At 37.7% G+C, this 24,197-nt stretch carries 23 protein-coding genes; 17 read left to right on the plus strand and 6 right to left on the minus strand.

Features of this window, described 5'->3' with window-relative positions; genetic code table 11:
• Positions 1 to 22 precede the first annotated feature (22 nt).
• Positions 23 to 1,981, plus strand: coding sequence for an Eco57I restriction-modification methylase domain-containing protein (locus SPI61_RS07415; RefSeq protein WP_321137486.1), 1,959 nt, complete (start codon positions 23 to 25; stop codon positions 1,979 to 1,981).
• Entirely contained in the window at positions 1,982 to 5,329 is a 3,348-nt protein-coding gene (locus tag SPI61_RS07420; RefSeq protein ID WP_321137487.1) for a DEAD/DEAH box helicase family protein, read from the plus strand.
• 47 nt (positions 5,330 to 5,376) lie between these two features.
• Here SPI61_RS07420 and SPI61_RS07425 read toward each other — a convergent pair whose 3' ends face one another.
• Entirely contained in the window at positions 5,377 to 6,660 is a 1,284-nt protein-coding gene (locus SPI61_RS07425; RefSeq protein WP_321137488.1) for an MFS transporter, read from the minus strand.
• The gene (locus SPI61_RS07430) at positions 6,608 to 7,405 is read right to left on the minus strand and encodes a zinc dependent phospholipase C family protein (protein WP_321137489.1); all 798 of its coding nucleotides are present in this window, start codon (positions 7,403 to 7,405) and stop codon (positions 6,608 to 6,610) included. The genes SPI61_RS07425 and SPI61_RS07430 overlap by 53 nt, the downstream gene beginning before the upstream one ends.
• 438 nt (positions 7,406 to 7,843) lie before the next feature.
• Between SPI61_RS07430 and SPI61_RS07435 the strand changes: the two genes are divergently transcribed.
• The 15 genes from SPI61_RS07435 (at position 7,844) to SPI61_RS07505 (ending at position 20,805) form a co-directional block, all read left to right on the plus strand.
• Positions 7,844 to 9,553 carry a proline--tRNA ligase gene (locus SPI61_RS07435; RefSeq protein ID WP_321137490.1) on the plus strand — a complete coding sequence of 570 codons (1,710 nt, stop codon included), beginning with the start codon at positions 7,844 to 7,846 and terminating at the stop codon, positions 9,551 to 9,553.
• Positions 9,544 to 10,998, plus strand: coding sequence for a glutamate--tRNA ligase (gene gltX / locus SPI61_RS07440; RefSeq protein ID WP_321137491.1), 1,455 nt, complete (start codon positions 9,544 to 9,546; stop codon positions 10,996 to 10,998). The genes SPI61_RS07435 and gltX overlap by 10 nt, the downstream gene beginning before the upstream one ends.
• The gene (locus SPI61_RS07445; RefSeq protein WP_321137492.1) at positions 10,998 to 12,593 is read left to right on the plus strand and encodes a WG repeat-containing protein; all 1,596 of its coding nucleotides are present in this window, start codon (positions 10,998 to 11,000) and stop codon (positions 12,591 to 12,593) included. Before gltX ends, SPI61_RS07445 begins: the two co-directional genes overlap by 1 nt.
• A gap of 8 nt (positions 12,594 to 12,601) precedes the next feature.
• Positions 12,602 to 13,918: a 23S rRNA (uracil(1939)-C(5))-methyltransferase RlmD gene (gene rlmD / locus SPI61_RS07450; RefSeq protein WP_321137493.1), complete on the plus strand. Its 1,317-nt coding sequence runs from the start codon at positions 12,602 to 12,604 to the stop codon at positions 13,916 to 13,918.
• 19 nt (positions 13,919 to 13,937) lie between these two features.
• Positions 13,938 to 15,857, plus strand: coding sequence for a methionine--tRNA ligase (gene metG / locus SPI61_RS07455; protein WP_321137494.1), 1,920 nt, complete (start codon positions 13,938 to 13,940; stop codon positions 15,855 to 15,857).
• Positions 15,857 to 16,633 (plus strand): TatD family hydrolase, encoded by a 777-nt coding sequence (locus SPI61_RS07460; RefSeq protein WP_321137495.1) that lies wholly within the window; start codon positions 15,857 to 15,859, stop codon positions 16,631 to 16,633. The genes metG and SPI61_RS07460 overlap by 1 nt, the downstream gene beginning before the upstream one ends.
• On the plus strand, positions 16,614 to 17,177 hold the full coding sequence (rnmV, locus tag SPI61_RS07465; RefSeq protein WP_321137496.1) for a ribonuclease M5: 564 nt from the start codon (positions 16,614 to 16,616) through the stop codon (positions 17,175 to 17,177). The genes SPI61_RS07460 and rnmV overlap by 20 nt, the downstream gene beginning before the upstream one ends.
• Positions 17,158 to 18,000 (plus strand): 16S rRNA (adenine(1518)-N(6)/adenine(1519)-N(6))-dimethyltransferase RsmA, encoded by an 843-nt coding sequence (gene rsmA, locus SPI61_RS07470; RefSeq protein ID WP_321137497.1) that lies wholly within the window; start codon positions 17,158 to 17,160, stop codon positions 17,998 to 18,000. The genes rnmV and rsmA overlap by 20 nt, the downstream gene beginning before the upstream one ends.
• Before the next feature lie 89 nt (positions 18,001 to 18,089).
• A complete protein-coding gene (locus tag SPI61_RS07475; protein ID WP_321137498.1) occupies positions 18,090 to 18,311 on the plus strand; it encodes a hypothetical protein in 222 nt (73 codons plus the stop codon).
• A 32-nt stretch (positions 18,312 to 18,343) separates the two neighbouring features.
• A complete protein-coding gene (locus tag SPI61_RS07480) occupies positions 18,344 to 18,574 on the plus strand; it encodes a glutaredoxin family protein (protein WP_321137499.1) in 231 nt (76 codons plus the stop codon).
• The gene (locus SPI61_RS07485) at positions 18,574 to 18,771 is read left to right on the plus strand and encodes a DUF1858 domain-containing protein (RefSeq protein ID WP_414601522.1); all 198 of its coding nucleotides are present in this window, start codon (positions 18,574 to 18,576) and stop codon (positions 18,769 to 18,771) included. The genes SPI61_RS07480 and SPI61_RS07485 overlap by 1 nt, the downstream gene beginning before the upstream one ends.
• Positions 18,772 to 19,157: 386 nt before the next feature.
• Entirely contained in the window at positions 19,158 to 19,382 is a 225-nt protein-coding gene (locus SPI61_RS07490; RefSeq protein ID WP_321137500.1) for a matrixin family metalloprotease, read from the plus strand.
• A gap of 17 nt (positions 19,383 to 19,399) precedes the next feature.
• On the plus strand, positions 19,400 to 20,017 hold the full coding sequence (locus tag SPI61_RS07495; protein ID WP_321137501.1) for a hypothetical protein: 618 nt from the start codon (positions 19,400 to 19,402) through the stop codon (positions 20,015 to 20,017).
• Positions 20,018 to 20,131: 114 nt separating this feature from the next.
• The gene (locus tag SPI61_RS07500) at positions 20,132 to 20,431 is read left to right on the plus strand and encodes a hypothetical protein (protein WP_321137502.1); all 300 of its coding nucleotides are present in this window, start codon (positions 20,132 to 20,134) and stop codon (positions 20,429 to 20,431) included.
• Positions 20,428 to 20,805 carry a hypothetical protein gene (locus tag SPI61_RS07505; protein ID WP_321137503.1) on the plus strand — a complete coding sequence of 126 codons (378 nt, stop codon included), beginning with the start codon at positions 20,428 to 20,430 and terminating at the stop codon, positions 20,803 to 20,805. The genes SPI61_RS07500 and SPI61_RS07505 overlap by 4 nt, the downstream gene beginning before the upstream one ends.
• A 77-nt stretch (positions 20,806 to 20,882) precedes the next feature.
• Here SPI61_RS07505 and SPI61_RS07510 read toward each other — a convergent pair whose 3' ends face one another.
• From SPI61_RS07510 to SPI61_RS07525, 4 genes are all read right to left on the minus strand, one after another.
• Positions 20,883 to 21,275 (minus strand): hypothetical protein, encoded by a 393-nt coding sequence (locus SPI61_RS07510; protein ID WP_321137504.1) that lies wholly within the window; start codon positions 21,273 to 21,275, stop codon positions 20,883 to 20,885.
• Positions 21,276 to 21,397: 122 nt separating this feature from the next.
• Entirely contained in the window at positions 21,398 to 21,946 is a 549-nt protein-coding gene (locus SPI61_RS07515) for a hypothetical protein (protein ID WP_321137505.1), read from the minus strand.
• Positions 21,947 to 22,028: 82 nt separating this feature from the next.
• Positions 22,029 to 23,090, minus strand: a complete 1,062-nt coding sequence (locus SPI61_RS07520; protein ID WP_321137506.1) for a hypothetical protein — start codon at positions 23,088 to 23,090, stop codon at positions 22,029 to 22,031.
• Positions 23,090 to 24,184 carry a hypothetical protein gene (locus SPI61_RS07525; protein ID WP_321137507.1) on the minus strand — a complete coding sequence of 365 codons (1,095 nt, stop codon included), beginning with the start codon at positions 24,182 to 24,184 and terminating at the stop codon, positions 23,090 to 23,092. Before SPI61_RS07525 ends, SPI61_RS07520 begins: the two co-directional genes overlap by 1 nt.
• Positions 24,185 to 24,197: the final 13 nt, after the last annotated feature.

A 24,197-nucleotide genomic window follows, 5' to 3' on the forward strand; every position in this document is an offset into this window, starting at 1 on the left:
CAACAAAGAGGAGAGTTATATTTTGGAATTAATAGATCTTAAATCAAGCATAATAAACGATAATATTAATACATTATTAAAAGATAGAACTACAAACAAAAATATAATTTTCGCAACAAGTGATTATGAAGGTTTCTCTTTTAGTGATGAAATAACAAAAAATATAATAGAGAATGAAAAAGTTGATTTTAGACCTAGAGTACAAAAAAGTTTAGAAGAACAAAATATTCGGACAAAAAATAAGGCTGAAGTTTTTACTCCGAGCTGGATTTGTAATAAAATGAATAACTTTCTTGATGAAGAATGGTTTGGTAAAAAAAATGTATTTAACACAGAAAGTGAAGATAAGAAGTGGACTTCTACATATGATAAAAAAATAGAATTTGACAGTAAAGATGATTGGAAAAAATATGTTTTGTCAAAAAGGATGGAAATCACATGCGGAGAGGCACCTTTTCTTGTTTCGAGATATGACACTGCGACAGGCGGCATGATTTCTATTGAAGAAAGAATCGGTCTTTTAGACAGAAAACTTAGAATTGTAAGTGAAAATGTAGAAACGGAAAGAGAGTGGAACAAGTGGGCTTATAGAGCTTATGAAAGTACTTTCGGGTATGAGTTTCAAGGAGACAGTTTACTTATTGCAAGGATAAATCTGTTGGAGACTTTTTATGAATATTATGTTTATAAATGGAATAAAAAACCAAACAAAACATCCGTAAAAAGAATTGCAGACATTATAAGTCGAAATATTTGGCAGATGGATGGTATACACGAAGTTTTACCATATCCTGGTGGGTTTATAGAAGACGGATTTTCGGAAGATCCAAACCAAATTAACTTTTTTGATAAAATGGTCGATACTGAACAAACACAAAATGAGATCAAAGAAATAGAAACAGTAGATTGCAAGATATTTGATTGGAAAGAAAAAGAAGAAGTGTTATACAAACAAATAAAGGAGTGTGAAGATATGAAATTTGATTATATAGTTGGAAATCCACCATTTCAAGAAGATAATAGCGATAGAAATAGAGATGATTCAATATATCAATATTTTTACGATGCTTCTTTTGAGATGAGCAAAGTAACTTGTTTAATAACTATAGCAAGATTTTTATTCGAAATTGGCTCAACTAGTCAAGAATGGAATAATAAGATGCTTAGCGATGAACATTTATGTGTAAAATATTATACTCCTAAATCTGACGATATTTTTCAGGATAAAAAAATTAAAGGCGGAGTTACTATTACACTTAGAGATAGTGATAGAATATTAGGTCCAATTGGAGAATTTTACGCATATGAAGAATTAAGACAAATTTACGAAAAGGTTGCTAAAATTTCGAAAACAAATGTATTTGGAGATATGATGTACACTCAGTTAAAATTCAATCTCGAGACATTATTTGAAGATTTCCCTGAATACAAAAATAGAATGGGTAAAAATACACAAGAAAGAAGATTAACATCATCTATTTTCAATAAATTTCATGAAATATTTAAGGATAGAAAAGCTAAAGACGATATTGCTGTTCTTGGTCGAAAAGGACAGAAAAGAATTTATAAGTATATAGATAAGAAGTATATTGAAGACAATGGGAACCTATATGCATACAAGGTAATTCTGCCCGCAGCTAACGGCTCAGGGGCTATAGGAGAGGTTATACAGACACCCCTAATCGGGCATACGCAAACTTTTATTAGCATAGGAAACTTTGAAACTTTGTATCAAGCTGAAGCGTTATTAAAATACATCAAATCAAAATTTTTAAGAACGTTATTAGGAATAAAAAAAGTTACTCAAAATAATAAAACTCCAATTACCTGGTCAAAAATTCCACTTCAAAATTTCACGGAAGATTCTGACATTGATTGGACAAAATCAGTATCTGAAATCGACATGCAACTCTATAAAAAATATAATCTTTCTGAGGAAGAGATTGACTTTATTGAAAAAAATGTTAAGGAGATGGAGTAAATGGATAGACCCGACTTAAGCACTACTAAGAATGTTGTGCCTATGATTTATGCTTACACAACTCCTGAAATAAAAAGGCATGATGGATGGACAAAGATCGGATATACGGAACAGGAAGTTGAAAAGAGAATCAATCAGCAAACCCAAACTGCCGATGTTTTATACAATTTGGAGTGGAAAGGTAATGCCTCATATGACGATGGAACGGCAGAAATTTTTACAGACAAGGACTTTCATTCTTATTTAAGAAAAAAAGGTATAAACCAAGAACCCGGAAAAAACAATGAATGGTTTCATATTTCAGCCTCGGATTCAAATCGTGAATTTAATCTATTCAGACAAAACAGAGGAGTGATAGAAGATATGCCTAGCGTTCTTTCCTATACTCTTCGAGAAGAACAAGAAAGAGCGGTAAATCAAACTTTAGAATATTTTAACACACATAAAGAAGCAGAATTTTTATGGAATGCAAAACCACGTTTTGGAAAAACTCTTGCTGTTTATGATTTGATTAAAAGAATGAAAGCTACAAACGTTTTGGTAGTAACGAATAGACCTGCAATTGCAAATAGTTGGTACGATGATTATGTGAAGTTTTTGGGGCGTGAATCGGGATATCTTTTTGTAAGCTCAACAGATTCGTTAAAAGACAAAAAATATGTTCTTACAAGAGAACAGTATTTAAATGAGATAAATATGAATGATGATGAGGACTTCGGTAACTGTATAACATTTTTAAGTTTGCAAGATTTAAAAGGCTCAAAGTATTTTTCGAGTTCCGGGATAGATAAGCTAAAAGAGATAAGGGATATGCATTGGGATATTTTAGTTGTCGACGAGGCTCACGAAGGAGTAGACACTTTAAAGACTGATGTTACTTTTGAAAAGATCACTAGGGATGCTACTCTACATTTGTCCGGGACACCTTTTAAAGCTTTACAAAATGCAACATTTTCAGATGATGCTATTTTCAATTGGACTTATGCAGATGAGCAAAATGCCAAAAGAGATTGGTACAAGGAAAATGATTCACACAATCCATATGAGTCATTGCCGAAACTTAATATGTACACTTATCAAATGTCTGAGATTATAAAAGATGAAATTGAACAGGGACTGAAAATAGACGATGAAGTCGAAGAATATGCATTTGATTTAAATGAGTTTTTTAGTACGGTTAACGGTAAGTTTAAGTACGATAGCTCAGTTAATAAATTTTTGGATGCTCTTACTACACAAAAGAAATTCCCTTTTTCGACGGAAGAGTTAAGAGATGAAATTAAACACTCTTTTTGGATTCTAAACAGAGTTGAAAGCGCAAAGCTTCTTGCTAAAAAATTGGAAGAGCACCCTGTATTTCATAATTATAAGATAGTGCTTGCGGCAGGAGATGGAAAGCTGGACGACGATGATGAAATAAAAAAATCATTTGATAAGGTCACAGAAGCAATAAAAGAGAACGAAAAGACTATAACCATATCAGTTGGTCAACTTACCACGGGGGTTACGATTCCGGAATGGACAGCAGTTTTGATGCTTAGTAATATGAAAAGTCCGGCACTTTATATGCAGGCTGCATTTCGTGCGCAAAATCCATGGCTCAAAAGGGAATACAAAGACGGTAAAATGGTTTGGAAAAGAAAAGAAAATGCTTATGTTTTTGATTTCGATCCCGCAAGAACGTTGATTATTTATGAAGAATTTGCAAATGATTTATCAAAGAACACTTTTGGTGGACGAGGAAATACAGACGAAAGAAAGAAAAATATAAAGGAACTTTTAAATTTTTTCCCTGTAATAGGAGAGGATGAAGGTGGAGAACTTGTTGAATTGGATTCTGAAAAGGTTCTCTCAATTCCAAGAAGAATCCGTTCAGTCGAAGTTGTAAGAAAAGGGTTTATGAGCAATTTTCTATTCCAAAATATATCAAATATTTTCAGTGCGCCGAAACTCGTAAGAGATCTTTTAAATCAATTTGATCCCTATAAGGAGCCAAACACAAAGAAGGATATACCGACCGATGAATATGCGGAAGTGGATGAAAATGGAAATATTCTTGTTCCTACGGAAAAAATTATAGGAAAATATACAAATTTATTTGGAGAAAAGCTTTGTGTGGAAAATGAAGAAGTAGCAGAAGAACTTAATAAGCTTTCAAAAAGTGATGATGAAGATGATGATAAAAATTCGTATCAAAAAAGAATTAATGATGTTAAAGAAAAATGCAAAGAAAAGCTTTTAGATTCGATATTTAATGAGGCAACAACCGGTCCGGATAAGTACGAATTCAAAATTAGAGAAGAGAAGAATTTTAGAAAAATTTTAGAAAAGCAATTTGACAAGAAGTTTGATAAAAAGTTTGAATCGTATGTAATTGACAGAAAAGAGATTGAAGAGAAAAAGAAAGAGGAACTTCAAAACAGAAATAAAACAGGTGAAACGGTTGAAGAAATTGAAGAAAAATATAAAAAGATATTTAAAGAAGACGATGAAAAGAAATATAATGAAATTTTAGAAGATTTAAAAAATCACGAGAAGGAAGCCAAAGAAACTCTCATTATAGAAGCTGAAACTAAAAAAGGAGAAGAAAAGAATAAGAAGATAGAAGATACAATAAGAGAACATTTAAGAGGGTTTTCGAGAACGATTCCATCTTTTCTCATGGCATATGGAAATGATGATGTCACACTTGAAAATTTTGATCAAATTATTCCATCAGACGTTTTTAAGGAAGTTACAAGTATTTCAATTGAAGATTTTGTATTTTTAAGAGATGGAGGAACGAGAAAAAATCCGGAAACAGGCGAGGACGTACATTTCGAAGGCAAACTTTTTGAACCGGTAGTATTCAATGATTCTGTCAAGGAATTTATGAATTTAAGGGAAAAGCTTTCTAATTATTTTGAAGAGGATACGAAGGAAGATATTTTCGATTATATTCCACCACAAAAAACTAATCAGATTTTTACCCCGAAAAAAATTGTTGTAACGATGGTTGATATGTTGGAAGTAGAAAATCCTGGATGTTTTGATGATCCGACTAAAACATTTGCTGATTTATATATGAAGTCAGGTTTATATATTGCGGAAATTGTTAAGCGTCTTTACAAAAGTGAGGGGATGAAGAAAAGCTTTCCGGATGAGAAAGAAAGACTACGCCATATATTTGAAAAACAAGTGTATGGACTTGCACCAACTGAGATAATCTATAATATTGCAAAGAACTTCATTCTTGGATTTGATGATTCAGCGAATGACTTCAAACACAATTTAAAGATGCTTGATACGCTACCATTTGCAAAAGAAGGAACATTGAGTAGCAAACTTGATGAAATATACGACAACTAAATCTTTACCAAACAAAAAAGAAGCTACAATAAATAGCTTCTTTTAGTTTATGCCTCAACTTTTACAGTTTTATCGAAGACGACGTAGCCGATTATAAAGAGGATCACAAGCGCCATTATGCCGTAATTTTGTTTTCCGGTTATGTCGGTCACGACTGCAATAAGAAGTGTGCCGAACATGCTTGCGCCTTTTCCGAAGATGTCGAAAACTCCGAAATATTCGCCGCTTTTTTCAGGCGGAATGATTTTTGCAAAGTAGCTTCTTGAGAGCGCTTGTATTGCTCCTTGAAACATTCCGACGAGAATTGCGAGTATCCAAAATTGTGTGAGATTATTCAGGAATGTCGCATAGAGCGTGATGAGTCCGTATGCGACGATTGTAATTTTTAGAAGGGTTTCGGTTTTATATTTTTTTGAAATGCGACCGAAGTAGATTGCGCACGGGAATGCGACGATTTGTGTTGCGAGTAGTGCGAGGACAAGACCCGCCGAGTCGAGACCCAAGCTTTCTCCGTATGCCGTTGCCATGCCGATTATCGTGTAGACTCCGTCGATGTAGAAAAAGAATGAGAGCAGGAAGTATTTTATTTTTTTATTTTCCCAAATTTCTTTTATAGTTTTTAGAAGTCTTTTAAAAACAACTTTCGGAGTTGTGTTTTGGTTTTCGATGTAGTATTTTTGCTCGTATGTCTTCATCAGAGGCACTGAGAATAAGAGCCACCATGCGGCGTTTAGCGCACATATGATTATCATCGAGGTCGAAAGAGAAAGTCCGAAAAGGTCGCCGCCTTTTGTCGCAAGGATTATACTTATAATAAACGGAACACAGCTTCCGATGTAGCCCCATGCGTAGCCCAAAGAGCTTACTTCGTCCATTCTTTCGTTTGTCGTGACGTCGGGGAGCATGCTGTCGTAGAAGACGAGCGAGCCGTTAAATCCGATTTTTGTTATGATGAATATTATTAGAAATATAATCCAGTTCGTTGTGAGCGGTTGAACGACGAGTCCTGCGATTCCGAGAAAGAGAAATATTTGAAACATCGGTTTTCTTTTTCCGCGGCCGTCGCTTATTGCGCCGAGAATCGGACTTAAAACCGCAATCACAAGTGTCGAGATTGTCATTGCATAGCCCCAACTTGCGAGGTAGTCCGCACTCGAGAGCGAGTTTTCGCCGATCGATTTAAATAGTATCGGAATTATTGTGGTTGCAAGAAGTATATAGGCGCTGTTTCCAACGTCATATTTTATCCAGTTTTTTTCAAGTTGTGTTAATTTTATTTTAGACACCGTTAAAATCCTTTCTGTAATTTTCAAGTTCCTTGCCGTCTTCAAACATATACTCCAAAGTTTTGTCCAAAAATTCAGGCGCGGCTTTTAGAGTTTCGTCGTACATTTTGGACAGAATTTTGCTTGAATCTTCGGCATATGGAAACGGTTTATGAGTTATGAGTTGCCCGCCGAAAGTATATTTATGTCCTATAAGTCCAAGAGTTCCCAAAATAAATTTCTCTTTCAGCCTTGAGTCGTTGTGAAAAAAGTTTTTCACAAAAACCATATTTGAAATTGATTTTTCTACATTTTTCATGTCCACGCGTTCAAAATTTTTGTAAATCGGATAGATGTGTTTCGCATAAGCTTTGTCGGGAATGAGATTCGACTGTATAAATTTAAACTCGTTTTCGCCGTCGAGATTTAAATAGTACCTGTCGAGTTCGCTCTCGATATTTAAGTGGCCGTAGTCTTTTCTTTTGAGCGCTTCGACAGTCGGGTGAAGCGAGCTGTCCAAAAGAAAATGGAGCACAAGCCCCAAGAAATAGCTTCCCGTTTTTGTCTCGAGGTCTTCGGCGTCGAAATCTTTTTTTATAGTCGCGAGAACTTCCGAAAATTTTTTGTTGTGAATATCCGTGCCGGGATTCTTACCTTTGAGTGCATTTTTTATGTTGAAGAAAAAGAAATCCGGGCCCTGGTTTCCAAACAAAAAAAGTTCTTTGTCGAGATTTATAATTCTCTTTATTCGCTCGGGCGCAATCTTCATAAAGTCGCGACCGAAGTGATAGTGTGTGTAAAAACTTGGCATATTACTCCTTTCATTTCATTATTTTCTTATATTTATTATATAATAATTTAAATTTATATTCAATTTAAAAACATTTAGCGGGTGTAATAATTGTGCAAAAAATATGGAAGCTTTTTCAACTTTTTTAATAAAATTTAAACATATAAATAAATTCGATTATATATTTAAAATCTCGCAAAAAATGTGTATTTACTTTGACAAATGTGTTATTTTCGTGTTATAATATTCGTGAAAGAATAGTAGACATTTTTTCGGCTTACAGAGAGTATCCGGTCGGTGAAAGGATATGGCGGAAGATGTTGAACCGGTCTTTTTATTTTGTATTTATACACGGTTTGACGCGTTATAGTTTTTCGAGTATTAATTTTGAGTGGTACCGCGATTTATTCGCCTCAATTCGTTGGGGTGTTTTTTTATATTATTTTTTGGGAGGAAATTATGAGATTATCACAGCTTTATATGCCGACTCTAAGAGAAGCGCCGGCTGATGCGGAAATTATAAGTCACAAGCTCATGCTCCGTTCGGGCATGATTAGAAAGTCGTGTTCGGGGATTTATTCATATTTGCCGCTTGGTTTTAGAGTTTTAAGAAATATTGAAGAGATTGTAAGACGAAACATGGACGAGTTCGGTGGACAAGAAATCAGAATGAGCGTTGTTCAACCTGCAGAAATTTGGCAAGAGTCCGGTCGTTGGGAAAAATATGGTCCGGAAATGTTTAAGGTCAAGGACAGAAACGGACGTGATTTTTGTCTCGGACCTACGGCGGAAGAATATTTTACAAGTCTTGTTAAAGATGAACTCACAAGCTACAAGTCGCTGCCTTTAAATATTTATCAAATTCAAATCAAATATAGAGACGAAAAGAGACCGAGATTCGGTTTGAATCGTTCGCGTGAATTTTTAATGAAGGATGCATATTCATTCGACAGAGATCCGGAAGGAATGGCAAAGAGTTACCACAATATGGAAAATTGCTACGACAGCATTTTCACGGAACTCGGACTTGAGTATGTAAAGGTCGACTCCGACTCGGGACAAATGGGCGGAAATATGACAATTGAGTTCCAAGCTCTTTCGGAAACGGGGGAAGGTGAACTCTTCTACACCGAAAATTATAAATTCGCAGCAACGGATGAAAAGTGCGAAGTAAATTACGAAGTTAAGTCGAAAAACGACGCGGAACTTCCAAAGGAAAAGAAGGAAACGCCGGGCTCTAAAACAATTGAAGACGTCGCAAAGTATTTAAACAAAACGACGGATGAATGCGTAAAGGCGATTGCAATAAAAGTTAAGGACGAAAAGTTTTTCGTTTTCATTCCGGGCGACAGGGAGCTCAATATGACGAAGTTCCAAAATTTTGCAGGTGTAAATGACTATGACATCGAAATGATGTCCGACGAAGACATCGTTTCTGCGGGAAGTGTGCCGGGGTATATGGGACCGTTTAATCTAGACGGACGTGTAATTTTGGACAAGCGCATAAAGGAAATGAAGAATGTTGTCGTCGGTGCAAATGAAGAAGGTATGCATTTTGTCAATGTAAACTTCGGTCGCGACTTCGACGGAGAAGACGGCGGAGATCTTTTGATGGCAAGAGAGGGAGATATGGCTCCTGACGGAAGCGGAGAGCTCAAAGTTCGCCGCGGAATTGAAGTCGGACAAATTTTCGGACTCGGCACGAAATATTCCGAATCTTTGGGCGCAGGATTTTTGGATGAAGACGGCGTAAAGAAGCCTTTCTGGATGGGAAGCTACGGCGTCGGAATTTCAAGAACAATAACCGCAATCATCGAGCAAAATCACGACGATTTCGGAATCATTTGGCCGATAAATGTTGCGCCATATGAAGTTATCATAAGCGTCATGAATGTAAATGATGAAGAACAAGGGAAAGTTTCGGAAGAACTTTACAAAAATTTAAGCAAAAAATACACAGTTTTGATTGACGACAGAAGCGAAAGAGCAGGAGTTAAATTCAACGACCGCGACCTTATCGGGATTCCTTTAAGAATCACAGTCGGCAAGGGTGTCGCAGACGGAGTGGTTGAATTTTCAAAGAGAGTAACTCCGAAAGATAGAGTTGATGTAAAAATTGAAGATATAGAAAATGTTATTGAAGAAGAAAGGAGAAATTTATGTCGGTAAGATTACGTTTTGCGCCATCACCAACGGGTTGGCTTCACATAGGGGGACTAAGAACCGCGCTTTTCAACTATTTATACGCAAAGAAAATGGGCGGACAATTTATTTTGAGAATTGAGGACACGGACAGAACAAGATATGTCGAAGGGGCTGTCGAAAATCTTTTGGATGCATTGAATTGGAGCGGCATTGAAAATGACGAAGGTCCGAAATATGTAGACGGCGAACTCAAAGAAGTCGGAGAATATGGACCATATGTCCAATCAAACAGACTCCCGCTCTACAGAAAATATGTCGACGAACTCATCGACAAGGGCTACGCATATTACTGCTTCTGCGACAAGGAAAGACTCGACGCAATAAGAGCCGAAAGGGAAGCAAAGGGTTTGATTCCGAGATATGACGGTTTCTGTCGCTCAATTCCTATTGAAGAAGCAAAGAAACGCGTTGCAAACGGTGAACCTTATGTTGTTAGACTTAAATTAAACAAAAACGAAGACGTAACGTTTACGGATTTGGTTCGCGGAAAAATTACTATAAACACAGACGATATGGACGACCAAGTTCTTTTAAAGAGCGACGGTTTCCCGACATACCACATGGCGGTTGTCGTTGACGACCATTTGATGGGCGTGACGCACATTGTTCGCGGTGAAGAATGGCTTCCTTCAACTCCGAAACACGTTCTTCTTTATCGCGCACTCGGTTGGGAAGAACCGACTTACGTTCACCTTCCGACAGTTTTGAACAAATCGAGAAAGAAACTTTCGAAAAGGGAAGGAGATGTTGCAGTCGGCGACTTCAGAAAAGCGGGATATCTTCCGGATGCTTTGATAAACTTCCTCGCTCTTATCGGATGGAGTCCTGACACTGAAGACGAAATTATGTCGATGGATGAAATGATTGAGGAATTTTCATTCGAAAGAGTATCAAAGACGGGCGGAATTTTTGACGTCGACAAACTCAATTGGATGAATGCGCACTATATCAGAAACAAGGAAAATGCGGAACTGCTTGACCTTGCAGCACCTTTTATGGAAGAAGTTTTAGGAATTTCCGAAGAAGAAATCATGAACAATCGTGAATACTACGAAATTATGATGGAAGCTGTCAAGGAAGACTGCGACACGCTCAAAGTGGTCGCTGAAAAATGTAAGATGTTCACCGAAAGCGAAGTGCATTACGATGAAGACACGAAAGAATGGCTCGAAAGCGAAGACCTTCCTGTTTTAAAAGACGGCATCAGAAAACTTCTCGAAGACAAGGAAATGACTTTGGAATATGCTGAAGAATTTATGAAACTTCTAAAAAAAGAAACCGGAGTCAAGGGCAAAAATTTATTTATGCCGGTCAGATGTCTTCTCACCGGAAAGGCAAAGGGACCTGATTTCGTTCACGTGCTCTACCTTTTGGGCAAGGATAAAATTTTAGAGAGGATAGATAAATAATGAAAAAGGTTTTGCCTTTAATTCTTTTAATTCTCGCTCTCGTTTTCACGTCGTGCACGATGAAAAAGAGTGAGAAGCTTTATCCGGTTTTAAAATACACGGATAACGACGCGAGTTATGTTTTTATAAACAAAGACAACGAGCTCAAAATTGACAAACATTTCGAAGATGTTTTGAAAGCATTTGAAGATGACTATGCTGTTGTTATTGAAAACGGAAAGGTCGCAATAATAAATCGCGAAGGCGAAGATGTGCTTTCGGGCATCGAAAATGTCTATCAAATAAAAGACGGGCTGGTCACGGTTAAAAACAAGGACAAGACCGAGCTCGTTGATTTGGAAACAAAAGAAGTGCTTTTAAAGTATGACTACATTTTGATTGGCGAAAACAAAGTGCTCTCATATCTTGAAGGCGACAAGTGGGGATACAGAACTCTTGACGGCGAAAAGACTCTCGCCGCACAATTTGAGGAGGCATATCCTTTCGGAAAGAATTCGGGCGTTGCAGTTAAAGACGGAAAAGTTGTGATTGTCGACGGTGAGATGAATGTCAAGGAAACAAATTACACCGAAAGCTACAAGATTAACGACGAGACGATTCTTGCAAGAGAGGGCGACAAGCAACTCCTTCTCGATTTGAACGGTGACGTTGTAAATCCGGGAGTTAAGGGCGACTTGACAGAAGTTTACGGCGGCATGTATACAGTTTTCGACAGAAAGAACGGCGAACTCGTTAAAAAAGTCTACACTTTGAAGGGCGAGCCGGTTTCCGACGAGGTGTTCACAGACGTAAGACTTCTTGGAAACGGTTTCTTTGCAGCAAACAACGGCGAACTTTTTGCTCTTTACAGCGAAAAGGAAGGTCGAGTCACGGATTATAAATACGACTTTTTGAGCGCCGAATCTTTTGACGTTAACGGGGGATTTGTTACGGGCGTTTCGAAAGGCGTCGGAGAACTTCTCGACAAAAGCGGAAATATAAAGAAGACAATCGGAAAAAATATCGAATCGTTTATGAAGGATGAAAATCTTTTCATCACGTCCGACTACGGCAAGATAACATATTTTGACCTAGACGGAAATGCAATCGAGAAAAGTCCGAAGATAAATCCGCTTGGAACTGTAAAAGTTTTGATTGATGAAAAAGACGGGAAAAATTATTTATTCATTGTTTCGAAAGACACAAATGAAAAATTGAACGCATCTTTGAAATCAATCGCCGACAGAATTACAACAGAAAAGAATGTGACATATGACTACAGACTTGAAGGGGACATTTTGTATGCGACATTAAAGACGCACGACAAGAGTTATCCGTTCATGGTCGACATATACACCGGTGAAGTTGTGGATGCAAAGGACATCTTTATCGATGAAGCGGCAATAGAAACGCTTGTTAATCAAAAGAAGACGGAAGAAAATATGCAAGGCGATGTGGAACTTGTGTGCTTCTCTTTTGACAGCGATTTAAAAATGGTTTTAAGAAGCGACAAGGAATATTTTGTGGACATTCCGAGAGAAGAAATTGAGAACTATCTCGATTTGACGGGGGGAGAATTTTTCAAAAGCTTGCTCGCTCCAAAGATAAATAAGTAGGTGATTTTTTGGAAGGCGTAATTAAGGAACTTCAATTCAACAAAAAAGTTCTGATTGAGTCGGAAGGAAAAGTTTATGAATCAAAGGGCGGTTTCCCGGGGGAAACTGTCCTATTTAAAAATAAGCGAAGAAAAAAAGCGAATATTTTGGAAATTTTAAAATCGCCTTATGTAAAAAACACGAGCTGTGACGTTTCCGAAAGATGCGGCGGGTGCAGATTTCGAGAAATTTCTTATGAAGACGAGCTTAAAATAAAAAATGACGAAATGAAAAGACTTTTCTCACCGCTCGAAAAAAGAGACGGCACGGAAATTTTGGAAATTCATTCGCCGGAAAAAGTTTTGAGATATAGAAACAAAATGGAATACAGCTTCGGCAACGAAGAAAAGGACGGACCGTTGAAACTGGGACTTCACGAAAAGAGCATGTTCTACAATATTGTCGAAGGGGCGGATTGCTTGATTGTGCCTAAAGATATGGACACTATAAGACGCGAGGTGAAGGAGTTTTTTATCGAACGCGGTGAAACTTTTTACCACAAGATGACGAAAGACGGATTTTTGAGACACTTAATTGTGAGACACTCCGTTTTTTATGACGAATATATGGTAAATCTCGTGACGACAAGCGCTCATCCGCTTGACGGAGAGTTCAAGGAGTTTTTGCTTTCGCTAAATGATAATCTCGAGGGCAAAATCACAACGATTTATCACACCATAAACGATTCGCTGAGCGATGCGGTTGTGCCGGAAAAACTCATACTTTTATATGGACCGGGATTTTTAAGGGAAAGACTTTTTGATTTGGACTTTAATGTGGGTCCTTTTTCGTTTTTTCAAACAAATTCAACTGCAGCCGAAGAACTTTATTCGTATGTAAAGGAGCACCTGAAAAAGACCGGCGTGCTTTGGGATTTGTATGCGGGAAGCGCAGTCATCGGACAAGTTTTGAGCGATATGGCAAGCGAGGCCATAAGCGTTGAAATCAATCCGGAAAATGTGAAGGACGGCGAGGAGACGATCGAGGAAAACGGAATTAAAAACGTTAAGATGGTTCTTGCCGACTGCAAAGAATTCGTAAAAACTACAGAGACGAAGGCTGATACAATTATTATAGATCCGCCGAGAGCCGGCATCCACAAAGATGTGCTTCAGGCGATTGACGAAAGCGGAGTCGATCAAGTTATTTATGTGAGCTGCAATCCGGTGACACTAAAAAATGATTTGATGGAAATGAAAAATTATAAAGTTTTGAGTGTAAAAGGATTTAACAATTTTGCCGGCACTTTGAATATTGAGAGTGTCGCAATTTTAGAAAAAAGATAAAATTCAGAAAGGAGAAATTATGTCTGAAAATTATTATGTAACAACGCCTATATATTATCCGAGCGGAAATCTGCACATCGGTCACACATACACGACCATTGTCGCCGATGTTATAAAGAGATTTAAAAAGTTAGAGGGTAATGACGTTTTCTTTGTCACGGGCACGGACGAACACGGACAAAAGATTGCAGAAGCTGCAAAAAAAGCGGGTGTGACACCGCTTGAATTTACAGATGCAATTGTCGATACTTCAAAAAAACTTTGGGAATCTCTAAACATCGACTACGACGTTTTCGAAAGAACCACGTCGGAAAAGCACGAAGCGCTCGTGCAAAAAGTATTTAAAAAGCTATTTGACCAAGGCGACATCTACAAGGCGAACTACAGCGGACTATACTGTGTGCCTTGCGAAGCATATTTCACGGAAGCACAGGCAACCGACGGACACATTTGTCCGGACTGCGGAAGAGAGCTCACAAAGAGAGACGAAGAAAGCTATTTCTTCAGACTTTCGAAGTACAAGGACCAAGTTGCCGAATATATAAAAAATGCGGACATTGAGCCGGAATATATAAAGGATGAAATTTTAAACGGTTTTATGAAAGACGGACTCGAAGATTTGTCCGCTTCGAGAACCGCAATCGATTGGGGTGTAAAAGTTCCGTTTGACGAAAAACACGTCGTCTATGTTTGGGTTGACGCACTTCTTTGCTATCTTTCAGGAATCGGCTATATGGAAGATGACGAACTCTTTAACAAGTTCTGGCCGTGCGACTTGCACCTTGTGGGCCGTGAAATTGTAAGATTTCACATTGTAATTTGGCCAGCGATTTTGATGGCGCTCGGTCTTCCACTCCCGAAGAAAGTTTTCGCACACGGATGGATTTTGTTTGACAACGACAAGATGAGTAAATCAAAGGGCAATGTCTATTATCCGGAACCGATCATTGAAACACTCGGTGCGGACACATTGAGATATTTCATTTTGAGAGAATTCAGCTTCGGCAGCGACGGCAATTTTACAATTGACAAAATTGTTCAAAGATACAATTCGGACCTCGTAAACGACCTTGGAAATCTCGTTTCAAGAACTCTTGCGATGATTGAAAAATATTTTGACGGAGTAATTCCGGAGCCGGGAACAAAAGAAGAAATCGACGGAGAAATTTTCGAAGAAATCGAAAGAGCAAAGGACGCATTCTATAAAGAAATGAATGATTTGAAATTCAACTTTGCACTCGAAGACGTTTTCAAACTCATTCGCCGCGCAAACAGATATATCGACGAAACCGAGCCGTGGAAACTCGCAAAGGAAGACGTCGAAAGATTAAAGACAGTGCTCTATAATCTCTCCGTTTCAATTGTGGAAGCGGCAAAGATGCTCACGCCGATTATGCCTTCGACAACCGAAAAGATTTTTGAAAAATTCGGAATCGATGGAATCGAGGGCGAAATAAAAGCGGGTCTTAAAGTTACAAAGGGTGAAAACTTGTTCAACCGTGCCGACGATGACACCGCCGAAAATATCACAAAGAAAAATACGGAACTTTTTGATGAAAGACAGAAAAAAATCGGAAATAAAAAAGAACTTTCCGAAAAACTTGTGGAAAATAAAGCGGAAATCGAATTTGAAGATTTCGAAAAATGCGATTTGAGAGTCGGAAAAATCATCGACGTTAAGCCACATAAAAACGCAGACAGACTCTATGTTCTTACAGTTGACGTCGGAGGCGAAGAAAGAACTGTCGTTTCGGGAATAAAGGAACATTTTAAACCGGAAGAACTTTTAGGCAAGGAAGCTGTGTTCATTTTAAACATCAAACCTGTAAACTTGCGCGGAGTAAAGAGCGACGGCATGATTCTTGCTGCTGAAAAAGACGGCAAGCTCACACTCATGAAACCGTGGAGTGATGGATTTACGGGAGCGGGGCTCAGATAATGTATTCATTTATTGATGCGCACGCGCACTATGATGACGAAAAATATGACGAGGACAGAGACGAGATTATAAATTCGCAGTTTCAAAACGGCGTCATTGCAATTGTAAATGCGTCAAGCGATCTCGAAAGCTCGAAAGCGTCGTTTGAACTTGCCCAAAAATACGACAAAATTTATGCGGTTGTGGGTTGTCATCCACACGAAGCCGACGGATTTTCCGAAGACGACATTGAAGTTTATAAGGAAATGCTTAAAAATGACAAAGTTGTCGGAGTGGGCGAGTGCGGACTCGATTACTACTACGATTTGTCGGACAGAGATGTGCAAAAACGCGTTTTTCACAGAATGATTGAATTTGCCGACGAAAACAATGAACCGCTCGTCATCCACTCGAGAGATGCGGTCGAAGACACGCTCACAATGCTCCGCTCGCTGAGACACGGCGAGAAGACATTGATTCATTGTTTCACGGGGGCAAAAGAAGTTGCAAGGGAATATTTGAATCTCGGATATTTTCTCTCGATCGGCGGCGCCGTCACTTTTAAAAATGCGAGACATGTTGTCGAGTCGGTCGAATATGCGCCGCTCGACAGGCTCCTTCTTGAAACCGATGCGCCATATATGACTCCGGTTCCGTACAGGGGCAAGAGAAATCTTTCGATTTATATCGAAAATGTTGTGAAAAAAATCGCCGAAATAAAAAATGTGACGCCGGAAGAAGTCGCTGAAATAACTACAAAGAATGCAAGGTTCTTCTATGGAATCGAAGAGAATTAAAGAAGTTATAGTTGTCGAGGGCAAAGACGACATCACAAGAGTTTCGGAAGCGCTCGACGCAACTATAATCGCAACGGGCGGCATTCATATAAATCGAAAAAAACTCGATGAAATTGTAGAAATCACGAAGGATCGCGGCGCAATAATTTTGACCGACCCGGATCATGCGGGGAACATCATTCGAGAAAAGCTTGTGAAAAATTTGAAATGTCCGGTGAAAATTGCATATTTCAAACAAAGCCTCGCGATAAAAGACGGGGACATCGGGATTGAAAATGCAAAAAAAGAGGACATAATTGAAGCGATAAATAAAGCGAGACCGACATATGTTTCAAAGACGGAAAATTTCTCGGCGGAGTTTTTGTTTGAACAAAGGCTCACCGGTTTTGACGATTCAAAGAAAAGACGGGAATATTTGAGCGACAGATTAAATCTTGGAAACCCGAACGCAAAGACACTTTTAAAAAGGCTCAACAACTTCGGCATAGATAAAGAAGAAGTTATAAAAATTCTGGAGGAGTATAGTGAAGGGAAGAATCTATAATATAAAAAACACCAGAAAAATCATGGAGATGCACGACATTACGATGAAAAAAAGTCTCGGGCAAAATTTTTTGGTTGACGGAAATATACTCCGAAAAATTGTCGACAGCGCGGATTTGAAAGAAAATGACGTTGTGCTCGAAGTGGGACCGGGCATAGGCTCGCTCTCCGAGGAAATTCTCCTTCGAGGAAACAAACTCACGTCGATTGAAATTGACGACAGATTTATAGACATCCTTCACGAGAACTTTGAAGACATGGACAATTTTAAACTCGTGCACGGCGATGCGCTCGACGATGAAATTTGGAAAAGTGCAAATGAAAATCCGACTCCGAATGTTTTTATCGGGAATCTTCCTTATGTAATCACGACTCCGATTTTGGAAAAGATTTTTAAAAATGAAAATAAATTCGACAAAATTGTGGTCATGGTGCAAAAAGAAGTTGCGGAGAGAATGACTGCGAAACCGGGAAGCAAGACATACGGAAGTCTGTCCGTTTTCGTTTCGTATTTTTCAAATGCGAAAATTTTGTTTGACGTGAGCGAAGGCTCCTTTATTCCAAGACCGAAAGTTAAAAGTTCGGTGGTTCTTTTGGAAACTGTCCGGAGGGAAGAAAGACCCGACGAATTTATGGACTTTGTCCACAAGGCGTTCGGCATGAGAAGAAAAACTCTTTTAAACTCGCTCTCGATGGGACTTGACATGGACAAGGCGGAAGTTCAACAACGGATTGAAAATGCGGGAATCGATCCGAAAGTGAGAGCGGAAAATTTAACTCTTGAGGACTTTTTGAATTTATATTCAAGTTTCAACAAAAAATAACTTTTGTGGTTAAAATATATATTTAGTGGGTATAAAGAAATTAGTGATGAAAGCATGAAAAATGCAGATATTATAAATGGAGGGATATTATGACAGACAAAAATGATAAAAAATGTGAAGGCACAAAAGGCTATTGCGACACACAAAAGAAATACGAAGACACAATCGAAGAAAGAGATAACAAAAAAGACGCTCTTTCAGTAGAAGAACAAGCAAAAGTTAAGACAGGCGAAGATGATATGTGTCTTGGCGAAGGCGTCTACGGCGAAGAAGTAGAAGGAAAAGAAAAAGACTGTAAAAAAGACAAATAAAATTTTATTGATATAGTGATGGAGGGACTATAATGAAAGATGTAACAATTTATACAAGCGAGACTTGCCACTTTTGTCACTTGGCAAAGGAATATTTTGAAAAACACGACATTAAATACACAGAAAAGAACATAAGCAAAGACAAAGAAGCTATGATGGAACTTAGACAAAAAGGTTTCACAGGCGTACCACTCATCATCGTCGGCGATGAAACAATCTACGGCTTTGATCAAGAAAAATTAGAAAAGGCATTGGGACTCTAATGGAAGATATTAAAATCAACAAAGATATGTATCTCGGGGAACTCATGGAAATCAAACCTGAAGCTGCATATCTATTAATGAGCTACGGAATGGGATGCATCGGATGCCCGGCAAGCCAAATGGAAACAATCGAAGAAGCTTGCATGGTGCACGGAGTAAATCTCGATAAACTTATGAGTGATTTGGAAAGACTATAAAAAACACCCGGATTTTCCGGGGTACATATATCTCGCACACTCACTTAAAATAAATATATATATGTATAAGAACTCGTAACAAGTAGACTCAGGTTGATTTTAGCCCAATAGTGCAGTACCGAATGCGAACATATATTTGAAAATCTACAAATGGATTCCTTATCGACAATGATAGGGAATTTTTTGTAGGGATTTTTGTAAAGAGAGATTGGGATTTAGTCGATGATGGGAAACACTTGGATTGGGATAGTGACACCAAATAAATAAGTAGCGTTCAATCAGGAGTTAATCTCTGGGAAGGTCATCGTTCAGGAGTAATTAGACCTGACTCAATTTTCGTTGTACAGGATGTTTTTATTAGTGATTATTATGAAGTATCAACTACTATGGGTTACACAAGTTCTAATGGTACAATAAAATTCAATGATTATCATTTTGAAGACATGACATCTGTTCAGCGAATAAAAACTGCAACTCACGAATTGGGTCATGCACTCGGATTAGACCATACTAATGGTACAAATGATATTATGAAACAAGGAAAGTTAAGCATAACAAGCTTGTCATCAACTGATAAATCCTCGTATGACGAAGCTTATAACAACTATTAGAAAGGAGATGTAGAGGGATGAATAGAATATCAAAGAAATCCACGATTTGTGCAATTCTGTGCATTTTGTGCTGTGTTATCGTTTTTGCTGGATGTAGAAAGTCTAATGAGAACGCCAAAAATCAAGATTCAATTAGTTATTTACATGCCGACTTTGCTATAGATATGAATAATCCAAAGGAGGTCATCGGTTTTTCAGATCATTATTTTATAGCTCAGGTGATTAAAGAAGAAAAGGTTGAGTATAGAGATCCAGTAGTTGTGGAAACTAAAAGCGGAACTAAGGAAGTTAGTATTCCGTATACTCATTACACTATTCGTGTTATCAAAAATATAAAAGGAGAGTTGCCAACTGAGGAGAATATACTTTTAATAAAGTGTGGAGGAAGGTCAAAAGATGGGCAAATGATTCTTTACGAGAATGATCAACTCTTGGTTGAAAACTCGACATATATTTTTGCGGCATGTGTACAGCCGGATGGTTCTTTGTTGATTTCGGGACCGAATTTATCCGAAATAATTGATGAGTCTAAATTATCTTCAAAAGAAGTAAAAGAGGAGACCTTAGGCAAATATGTAGAAATGTACAAGCAAGAAGTAAAATATGACAGAGAACGATTTGAATATAAAAAGTAAGATTCTGTTTCTTCATTTTTACTTAAACTAAAATTTTGAGGCTCTATAATATCTATGAGGGAGTAACGAAACAGAATAACTAGAAAGTAGCATTTATGGAGAAAGAAAAAACAAATGGTATTGGAAATTGGCAGGACTTGTTATACAGTAAATTTAATATTAAAAGAAAGTGGTAAAAAAACTTATAAAGACAATGTGTTTCGGTTATTAGAACAAGATATTGAGAATAAGCAAGAGAAAAATTTTGAAGAAATTTGGATTATGACCTGGACAAATCTTCCCAAATGTGAACATATAGCAGTACCGAATGAGAACATATATTTGAAAAAATCTGCAAATGGATTCCTTATCGATAATGATAGGGGTGGGGATTTGGACTTCGAATACGGAAATAGAATTGAGGAGAAAACATGAAAAAAGAGAAGAAAAAAACGGGAATCTATAATTGGGTTTCTATAATAACCTCGCTCATTGTTCTTTTGATGAGCGTATATGCAATAGCTGTAAAATACTTGGACGAAAAATATCACTATGAATATTTTGCGGATAAAACTTTGATTGATTTTCCGCTCATATTAATTAGCATATATTTAATTGCGGCGATTTTACTTATTATATCGATTTTTCAAAATAAAGGCGCGTCGAAAACAACGCTCGCACTCAAAATCCTTGTTGTTGTATTTATAATTTTTTCAACGCCGACAGTTATTAAACATTCAAGTAGAGTTTATCATATAAAAGCTGGAATAAAACTCTTTGTCGACCCGGATTATCCTTTTGAAAGATGATGCAGTTAACTGAAAAAATTGAAATTTATTCAAATAAAAAGCCTAACGAACGATGTTAGACTTTTTTTATTGCATATTTATTTTAGCTCCGTATTAAACACGGTGAAACTTCGCGCCTTTTTTATGCCGACGCCATATTTTGATTTATAGATTTTGTAGACTTTTAAACTTTTTCCGTCTTTATCAAAAAATTCGAAGTCGCCGATTTTGTCGCCGATTTCAAGATCTTTATCTGATGTTTTATAACAGGAAAGAGATGAGAACGGCTTTTCAAATCTTTCGTTCGTCTCGCGATTTACGATGTATTCGGTTCTTCCTATTGTATTGATAACATTTCTCGCCGGAACGTCGTATGTATAACGCTTGTAGATTGAAATGCATGAAAAAAAGATGTATATATAAAATATGACTTTTTTAACGGTTTCTTTTTTTATGAGTTCGGGCTCTTCAATTTTGTAATTTTGTTCCATGGTTTTCTCCTTTGTTTTATAAGTGTGGTTTTTACTCTCGTCTATATATTATATACCCAATATGATAACCCAAGAAAACAAAAAAGTCTAACACTGCGCTAGACTTTTTATTTGAATTAAACCTATTTCAAAAACGAGAGATACCACTCGTCAAATTCGGCTCTTGATTTTGTATGATATAGTTGGTTTAGGATAAATAAAATCGAGTCGGTGTCGGAGCTTTCGTTTTCTTTAAGCTCGATGATTTTGATTTCGTTTTCGTAAACTCTGTAGAGTGTGAGAGCGGCGCTCGTGTGCTTGTTGGCTTCGATGCCTTGAAGTTCGTTGTACATTTCCTTGATGTCCGAAGTGTTGTCTTTTACGATGTAGACGAAATTTTGGTCGAACAGGAGTTTTGTTTTGTTGTCCTTTTTAAATCTGTCGATCGTGGTTTGGTCGAGAGATATGACATTGTATTTGCTGGAGTCAAATTTGCCGTTGTAGAAGTCGTTCGGTTGTATTGTGTCCGGCTCGAGTTCTTTAAAGGCATCTTTTTTCCCCGCCATATTCAGAACTTTGAGATTCAGATTTTTCAAAAGGCTTTTGTCTGTCGATTTTTGATCTGTGTTGTTTGAGCAGCCCACAGCAAAAATACATATTGTTATTAGGAAATATTTTAAAAATTTTTTCATTTTATTCCTCTTTTAAAATTAGAGTCGTAGCAAAAAGCTACGACTTTGTTGTTCTATAATCGCTCTTGACTAATCGCGAAATTTATAGATTGTTATTTAAGTGGTTTACGAAGTCCTGTATATTTGTGACCATCGTTTTTACTTCGAGAGTTCCTCTGTCCGAGAGTTTGTTTACGCTGAACTCTTGAAGGTCGATTGAGTAGATGAATACAGGTCTGATTTCTCCGTCAAATTCGTTGTATGAAGGAGTCATATTTCCGGATGCGATTGTGTGAAGAACGGTTGAAAGGCAAATAAGCATTCCCGTTTTTCTCGTGTGTTTACGCATTTTGTCCTGCGCTTCATAGACGTTGTCTACTGTGTCAGGAAGTGTGTACGGGTCTCTTATAGAGCCTGCGAGCACATAGTCTTTGTTTTCTTTTACGAGTGCGTGCATGATGCCGCCTTCTTTAACAATGCCTTGTTCAACAGCTTCTTTTATTGAGCCGGCTTCTCTGATTATTGAAATCAAATCGTATTTTTGCATGTCAAACGATCTTTCGCTTGTTTCGTCAAATGCGTCCATTGCCATATCGATTGATGCAAATGAATCACCTACCAAAATAGCGTCGACATATCCTTTTCTTACGAGACTTGCAAAAGCTCTTTTTGCTTCAGGGTCTGTAACAAGACTCGGCCCGATTACCCATGTGATTTTTTCGCCGACACTCTTTACATATTTCATTATTTCATAGAGTTCGTCGTAGTCTTTTGAGAAAGCTGTTTCACGTGAACGACCGGTTCTGAAAGCGAATGTGTCTCCGGATGCACCCGCTTGAGCAAATCCGTGTGTGTACATATAGATTCCTTCACTTGCATCTTCGGTTCTTCCGACAACAACTTTGTCGCCTTTCTTAAGATTTCTGAATTCTACAATTTCAACTTTTGTAGGAGATTTTATTACAGGAACTGTGTCCATTCTGCTTTCAACAGCAAGAACCCAATTTCCGTCTATTTTGAAGTATTCAGGATAAATTGAAAGAGCATGATAATTTCTTGGTGCAACTCCGTCAAGAGGAGCTTCTTCCCATTTACAATCCGGCGCATTTTTTAGAAAGTCTTGATTAAAATCCGGTTCGACGTATTTGTTTAGTGTGAAACTCATTATCTTGTCCTCCCTTCACCATCAAATTTTATTAAATTATTTCTTGCGTTTACGCAGAAGTCTTGAACATTTGTAACGATTGAATCCACGAGGAATCCTTGTCTTTCGTCAATGACCGAGTTTGTTGCATAGTCCGTGATGTCGATTGAGAAAACAGGTGTTCCGTAGATTTTTCCTTCTTTCACACGATAGCTTGGAGCAACTTGTGTTGCACTGACCGAGTGGAGAAGCGTTGCAAGTGTGATTATCAAATCGAAATCTTCGAGTGACTCTCTCATTTTGTGTAGCCCTTCGTGAACGTTGTGGAAAACTTCAGGAAGCGGTCCGTCGTCTCTGATTGAGCCGCAAAGCACTATTGGAATATCGTTTTCGATAAGATTTTTTATAAAGCCGTCTTTTACTTTGCCCGTTTCGACAAATTCTTTAAGGCTGCCGTAGTGTCTGGCTTCGTTTATAAGGTCCAAATGGTTGTAGTGACCGTTTGGAACACTTTCTTGTGTGTAGATGTTTTGACCGAGTGCGGTGTTTAAGAATCCGCCTTCAAGGTCGTGGGTTGTCATTGCATTTCCTGCGAGCAACAGTTGAACATATCCCGCATTAACCAAATCTGAAAGAGCAAGTCTTGTGTCGTAGTCGAAAACAACTGCAGGTCCGAGCACCCAAGCGATTTTTCCGCCTTTTTCTTTAACTTCACTCATAAGGCTGAACAATTTTTTGTATGTTTCAGCGGATGAAGCGTACATCGGATTTTTGTGTTTCAAATTAAAAGCATCAAAAATTTCCGTGTCTCTAAAAATTCCGTATTTTTGATCGCTCTTGTCGGCAATCAAAACTTGGTCGCCTTTTTTAATATAATTCGGATCTCTAACAATTAAATCGCCATCGCATTTAACAATGACACCTTTGATTTCGTGGTTTTTCGGTAATATCATTTTGCCGTCAACTTTAATATATTCAACAAACGGTGTTGAAAGATATGCACCGACAGGCATAATAGAATCTTCTTTAGCCTCAGCAAATTTTGCTTCATTGATATTTTTGATTTCATCTTCTGTGAATTCTCTTATGTCTGAAATAGGAAAATTATATTTCAATTCAATCCCTCCT

Source organism: Ezakiella sp., assembly GCF_034180565.1.
Classification (GTDB): domain Bacteria; phylum Bacillota; class Clostridia; order Tissierellales; family Peptoniphilaceae; genus Ezakiella.

Coding starts and splice junctions, on each gene's coding strand:
- SPI61_RS07420 (WP_321137487.1), top strand. CDS start 1,982: ATGGATAGACCCGACTTAAGCACTACTAAGAATGTTGTGCCTATGATT.
- SPI61_RS07430 (WP_321137489.1), bottom strand. CDS start 7,405: ATGCCAAGTTTTTACACACACTATCACTTCGGTCGCGACTTTATGAAG.
- SPI61_RS07435 (WP_321137490.1), top strand. CDS start 7,844: ATGAGATTATCACAGCTTTATATGCCGACTCTAAGAGAAGCGCCGGCT.
- gltX (WP_321137491.1), top strand. CDS start 9,544: ATGTCGGTAAGATTACGTTTTGCGCCATCACCAACGGGTTGGCTTCAC.
- SPI61_RS07445 (WP_321137492.1), top strand. CDS start 10,998: ATGAAAAAGGTTTTGCCTTTAATTCTTTTAATTCTCGCTCTCGTTTTC.
- metG (WP_321137494.1), top strand. CDS start 13,938: ATGTCTGAAAATTATTATGTAACAACGCCTATATATTATCCGAGCGGA.
- SPI61_RS07460 (WP_321137495.1), top strand. CDS start 15,857: ATGTATTCATTTATTGATGCGCACGCGCACTATGATGACGAAAAATAT.
- rnmV (WP_321137496.1), top strand. CDS start 16,614: ATGGAATCGAAGAGAATTAAAGAAGTTATAGTTGTCGAGGGCAAAGAC.
- SPI61_RS07475 (WP_321137498.1), top strand. CDS start 18,090: ATGACAGACAAAAATGATAAAAAATGTGAAGGCACAAAAGGCTATTGC.
- SPI61_RS07480 (WP_321137499.1), top strand. CDS start 18,344: ATGAAAGATGTAACAATTTATACAAGCGAGACTTGCCACTTTTGTCAC.
- SPI61_RS07485 (WP_414601522.1), top strand. CDS start 18,574: ATGGAAGATATTAAAATCAACAAAGATATGTATCTCGGGGAACTCATG.
- SPI61_RS07490 (WP_321137500.1), top strand. CDS start 19,158: ATGGGTTACACAAGTTCTAATGGTACAATAAAATTCAATGATTATCAT.
- SPI61_RS07495 (WP_321137501.1), top strand. CDS start 19,400: ATGAATAGAATATCAAAGAAATCCACGATTTGTGCAATTCTGTGCATT.
- SPI61_RS07500 (WP_321137502.1), top strand. CDS start 20,132: ATGGTATTGGAAATTGGCAGGACTTGTTATACAGTAAATTTAATATTA.
- SPI61_RS07505 (WP_321137503.1), top strand. CDS start 20,428: ATGAAAAAAGAGAAGAAAAAAACGGGAATCTATAATTGGGTTTCTATA.
- SPI61_RS07510 (WP_321137504.1), bottom strand. CDS start 21,275: ATGGAACAAAATTACAAAATTGAAGAGCCCGAACTCATAAAAAAAGAA.
- SPI61_RS07515 (WP_321137505.1), bottom strand. CDS start 21,946: ATGAAAAAATTTTTAAAATATTTCCTAATAACAATATGTATTTTTGCT.
- SPI61_RS07520 (WP_321137506.1), bottom strand. CDS start 23,090: ATGAGTTTCACACTAAACAAATACGTCGAACCGGATTTTAATCAAGAC.